At 41.3% G+C, this 5,099-nt stretch carries 5 protein-coding genes and 1 pseudogene; 5 read left to right on the top strand and 1 reads right to left on the bottom strand.

The annotated features are described in order from the left end of the window. A partial coding sequence (locus ACH2DQ_RS04345) for a DUF6783 domain-containing protein (RefSeq protein ID WP_395025711.1) occupies positions 1–65 on the bottom strand: 65 nt, incomplete at its 3' end. A gap of 75 nt (positions 66–140) precedes the next feature. Here ACH2DQ_RS04345 and ACH2DQ_RS04340 point away from each other — a divergent pair. From ACH2DQ_RS04340 to ACH2DQ_RS04320, 5 genes and pseudogenes are all read left to right on the top strand, one after another. Then, a complete protein-coding gene (locus ACH2DQ_RS04340) occupies positions 141–671 on the top strand; it encodes a hypothetical protein (RefSeq protein ID WP_394910819.1) in 531 nt (176 codons plus the stop codon). Next, positions 668–1,435: a PP2C family protein-serine/threonine phosphatase gene (locus ACH2DQ_RS04335; protein ID WP_394910820.1), complete on the top strand. Its 768-nt coding sequence runs from the start codon at positions 668–670 to the stop codon at positions 1,433–1,435. Before ACH2DQ_RS04340 ends, ACH2DQ_RS04335 begins: the two co-directional genes overlap by 4 nt. A 65-nt stretch (positions 1,436–1,500) precedes the next feature. Beyond that, positions 1,501–3,210: a serine/threonine protein kinase gene (locus ACH2DQ_RS04330; RefSeq protein WP_394910821.1), complete on the top strand. Its 1,710-nt coding sequence runs from the start codon at positions 1,501–1,503 to the stop codon at positions 3,208–3,210. A gap of 2 nt (positions 3,211–3,212) precedes the next feature. Continuing rightward, positions 3,213–3,674: a hypothetical protein gene (locus ACH2DQ_RS04325; protein ID WP_394910822.1), complete on the top strand. Its 462-nt coding sequence runs from the start codon at positions 3,213–3,215 to the stop codon at positions 3,672–3,674. Then, positions 3,671–5,099: pseudogene (locus ACH2DQ_RS04320) on the top strand (hypothetical protein); the annotation flags it as partial. The gene ACH2DQ_RS04325 and the pseudogene ACH2DQ_RS04320, both read left to right, overlap by 4 nt.

Below are 5,099 nucleotides of genomic sequence, written 5' to 3'. Positions count from 1 at the left end.
CAGGTTACATAGCCCGCTATGCGCCCTTCATTCGGGACAAATCTCCCACAAACTGTGACGTACAGCTGTCAGAAAGCAATTTTAAAACACGCTCTTGTATAAATAAGGCCTGTCAGGAATATGTGAAAGGGAAGTACATAATGAGAGCAAAAAATAGTTATTTAAAGAATTTTTTAATATCAGCTTTTTTGTTTGGTATATCTTTTAGTGTGGTATGCGCACTTATATATGGAGACATCCTTAAAGCCTTCGTATTAGGTATAAGTGCAGGAATTTTATTCGGCATACTGATGACGCTGTTTGTAATGTATATTTCGAAAAAGATGAATATATTTCGGGCTAAGTTAGCAGAGGAGCATGATATCTTTTTTGAAGGCGGTGCAAATTACTGGGAGGGAAAAAACAGCTTAGGGGGATGGTTGTTTCTTACCGAAAGCGATCTGTATTTTGTGGCACATAAATATAATAAAACCACGAAAGAAATTATAATTCCCTACGCAGATATAAGAATGGTTTCTAGATCCCATAAAATGAAATCAATAGAAATCTTATGTATAGATGGGCGGTTGGAAGCATTTGTAGTCAATGAAAGAAAAAAATGGATCAGTAAACTTAATGAGCAGATAAATGGTGAAGGGAATCTTAAAAATTGTAATGGAGATATCGTATGAAAATATTATCAACATACTATTCTGACATTGGCATTTCCAAAAAAGTAAATCAGGACAGCCTTCTTATCAAAGAGGCAGATACACCCCTTGGAAAAGTATTGTTTGCTGTGTTATGTGACGGTATGGGGGGATTGAAAAAGGGGGAAGTGGCGAGTGCCTCGGCAATAGAGGGATGTTCAGAATGGTTTTCTGAGACATTTCCTCATTTGTTGAATCATTTTTCAGTCCAAAGTACCGTGGAGAGCATGAAGGAACTATTTGAGGTAATCAATGTAAGAATATATAGTTATGGAAGCCGGAATGAAATTGAACTGGGAACGACTTTAACAGCGTTTTTGATGGTTGGAACAGAGGTTTTTATTATTGGACATATTGGAGACAGCAGGGTATACCGGATTAAGCACCGGGTCTCTCAGCTGACGGAAGACCATACCTTTGTGGAGCGAGAAGTAAAAAATGGCAGACTGACGAGACAGGAGGCGGAAAATGACCACAGACGCAATATCTTACTTCAATGCCTGGGTGCAGGAGGCAAAATCAATCCCCAGTTCCTGTCAGGGAAGCCTGAACGAAACTGTACGTATATGCTGTGTTCAGATGGATTTCGTCACGAGATTTCAGAAAATGAGATTCACGGAGCGCTATATCCTGGAAAACTGAAGGATGAGGAAACCATCCGGAAAAAGGCGGTTGAGTTAGTGGAGCTTAATAAACAGCGTATGGAAAAAGATAATATTTCTACCATTATTATTTGTATTAAATAGTGGCAGGAATAACTTTTCAAACAGGCTTTAGATAACGAAAGAGAAATAGGGAGATGTGTAATTAAATGGCAGCAATAGGTACAATCATTGACGGTAAGTATGAAATACTGAAGAAAATTGGTCAGGGAGGTATGTCTAAGGTATACCTTGCAATGGATCAGAGGCTGAACAAACAGTGGGCAATAAAGGAAATCCAGAGCCATGCCCACGACCGGGATAATGCGGTCAAGATTCAAAGCTTAATCAAAGAAGCAAATTTAATGAAACAGCTGGATCATCCCACGCTTCCCAGAATCGTAGACATTATCGAAAGTGAAGAAGTGATCTACGTCATTATGGACTATATCGAAGGGGAGCCCCTTAGCAGAATTCTGCGTGAAACCGGAGCACAGCCCCAGGAGCAGGTCATTAAATGGGCAAAACAGCTATGCGAGGTCTTGGATTATCTGCATACCAGAAATCCGTCTGTGGTTTATAGAGATATGAAACCATCCAATGTTATGCTGAAACCAGACGGTAATGTGAAGCTTATTGATTTTGGAATAGCACGGGAATATAAGGAAAACAGCCAGGAAGATACAACGAGTCTGGGTACGAAAGGCTATGCGGCACCGGAACAATTTGGAGGAATGGGGCAGACTGATGCAAGAACGGATATTTATTGTCTGGGTGCTACGATCTATCATCTGGTAACCGGGAAAAGCCCTTCCGAACCGCCTTATGAACTGGTACCTATTCGTCAGTGGAACCCGGCGCTTTCCGGAGGTCTTGAAAATATTATTTTAAAATGTACCCAGCCTAATCCGGAGGACCGGTATCAGTCCTGTGTTCAGCTCCTGTATGACCTGAATCATTATGAAGCGGTGGATGGGGAGTACCGGAAGGAACAAAAGAAGAAGCTGAATGTGTTCATCACCCTGATTGCGGTATCTCTGCTCTTTATGGCAGGAGGAGCAGGCGCACAGATCCTGAAAGCAGTGGAAAATAATAATAATTACGACTTTATTTACAGGACGGCTGTGAAACAGACAGGGAATGAAGAAAAAGCAAAACTGCTGATTGATGCCATTAAGATTAAGCCGGATTCACTGGAAGCATATAAAAGTTTACTGGATACCTACAAGGAAGACGCAGATTTTAGCATTGAAGAAGAAGTACAGTTCAAAAAATGCATAGAGGAGAATCTGGGAATTCTGCAGCAGGAAGAAGGATATGGGGAGCTGGCTTTTGAGATCGGAAAACTGTATTGGTATTATTATGACTATGGAAAAGATCAATCTGAGGACAATCAGGTTACCAGAGTTAAAAGTGCAATTAAATGGTTTGAAGACGTACTGACCTATACGGCTGAGACCTATGAAAACCGCCATATGGCTAATATATATTGCGATATTGGAAAGTTTAACCGGGATATCACGTTAAATGTGGAAGAGGCATCTGATAAAGGTCTGTATGCACCCTACTGGAGGAATCTCACCGGTCTGACAGATCAGGTGTCCGAAGATCCGGGAGAACAGGAAATCGTATCCCTGGAACTGTACCGTCTTGTAATCAACGCCATAGAGACTTATGCGAGAAAATTTAAAGGCGACGGTATTACGCAAAATGAGATGGAGATTGTTCTGGCACAGGTAAAATCCGGAACAGGAGATCTTGAGACAACAACGGATAAAACGGCTGGGATCAAGGAGTATATTCTGGGAAGAACCGATAGCGCAGCAGAGGCTGTCGCAAATGCATACCGGGCACAGGAAGGGAAGGAGAACGGGAGGTAGTTATGGAACAGGCAGAAGTTTATCAGGTGATATCGCTGGTGTGCTTTGGAATCGGAGGTCTTTTTCTCATTAGCGCGGCAGTTGTATTTTTCCATTTGAGAATTATTGAAGTAATAGGAGAATTATCGGGAAGAACAGCTAGAAAACATATCGAAGCTTATCGAAAAGGAGTTGCAGAGGTAAGTCCCGTATTGGGAATCCGGGAAGAAGAAACATCGGATTTAACACATATGCTGGAGAATGTGGAAGTGGAAGGAAATAAAAACAGAACTGGAGATACCGTTTTGCTGATTAATTCCATGAATGCTACAGACGAGGAAACATCTGCTTTATGGAGGGATGATGATAAAGAAGAAGACGAAGCAACGGCGGTGATGGATAAAAACTTTCAAATCGTAAGGGATGAGGTCAGCAGATCTTTAAAAGGGGAAGCAGCCATGTTTGAAGAGGAGGTGAAGTTATGAAAGGATTTCATAAGAATAAGAGGTGGATTGCTATAGTTCTGTTGTTCGTAATCGTTTGCACCAGAGTATTCGGACAGATTGATGCCGTCTATGCAGCAGCTCCGGGGAACAGCGCAGAAGCAGAGACCCAAGTAAAACCAAAAACTGAAGCGGAGCCTGCAGTGGAAACAGAAGCCGGAGCAAAGACAGAGGATAAGACAGAAAACGGATCCGGAACAGAGGCAGAAAATGGAACGGAAACAGAAGCTGAAAAGGAAAATGGAGCAGAAACAAAATCTGAGGCAGAGACAGAGGATGGGACAGAAACCGGATCCGAAGCAGAGACAGAGGATGGGACAGAAACAGAATCTGAAGCGGAGACAGAGGAAGAGCCAGAAACAGAATCTGAAGCGGAGACAGAGGATGGGACAGAAACAGAGTCCGAAACAGAAGAAAAGGGGTTTCAGATAAGTGGAAAAGTAATTGATATTGGTTCAAATGCTGTAAGTAGAGCCAAGGTCCACCTGAAGATGAAACCAAAAGTGGAAGAAGAAACGAATGACATCCAGCGGAATGATGAGTCTGTTGAAGGCGAGAATGTTTACTTGACAAATGAAGAGGGGGAATTTACGTTTACCGCTGAATTGAAAGAGGATATGGATTATTCGGTAAGTATATCCAAGGAAAATTTTGTGACAGAAACGGTAGAGATAGATCCTGATCATGCAGATGAAGATAATATAATACAGCTGGAAACGATAACCATTGAAAAAGCGGTAAAGATAGAGGGAATGATCAGCGCATCTTCATCAGGGAGGATCAAGGGCGAAAGCGGAGTGTCTGTAAGTATTTTAGAGCATAGTGTATCTGATGATGAAGAGATTGTGCTGAATAAAACAGAGACTGATGAACATGGAAAATACAGTATAACTGTTAAATACCGTCAGCAGGGGTATATTGTCAGGATACAAAAAGAAGGATATGAAGAACATCGTATTCCGATACAAGGGACTGAGGGTGTTATCAAAATCCCTGAATATACTTTATTAAAGAAGACATTGAATCTTAGTAGTGAGCCAATGGGAGCTGGGAGCATCGTCTGGAAAGTATTCAATGAGGAAAGTAATGAATATGAAGATGGACATTCAGTGGGATATGGAGGATCTGCCAGAGCATATTTTAAACCAAATGATACAAGATATCTGGAGGATTGTGAGGTAAAGCCTCTGAACGATGGGGATTCTCTGGTAGGTGAAGAGGTAGATTCCTTTGTATTTGAAGAGGATGAGAGTGGAATTGCTTATATAGAGATTCGGAATATAAAGCAAGACTATAAAGCATCGGCTGATTTTCGGTCTAAAGAAAAAACGGTTGAATTAAAGTTCGATTTGGAAGGAAAATTGGAAAAGAATTATGAAAAAAATAAGTATGCTTTAGAGGGAACGA

The sequence above is a fragment of the Robinsoniella sp. genome (assembly GCF_034124845.1).
Note: the sequence above shows the minus strand (reverse complement) of the source record. Positions and strands in the feature narration are given on the sequence as shown.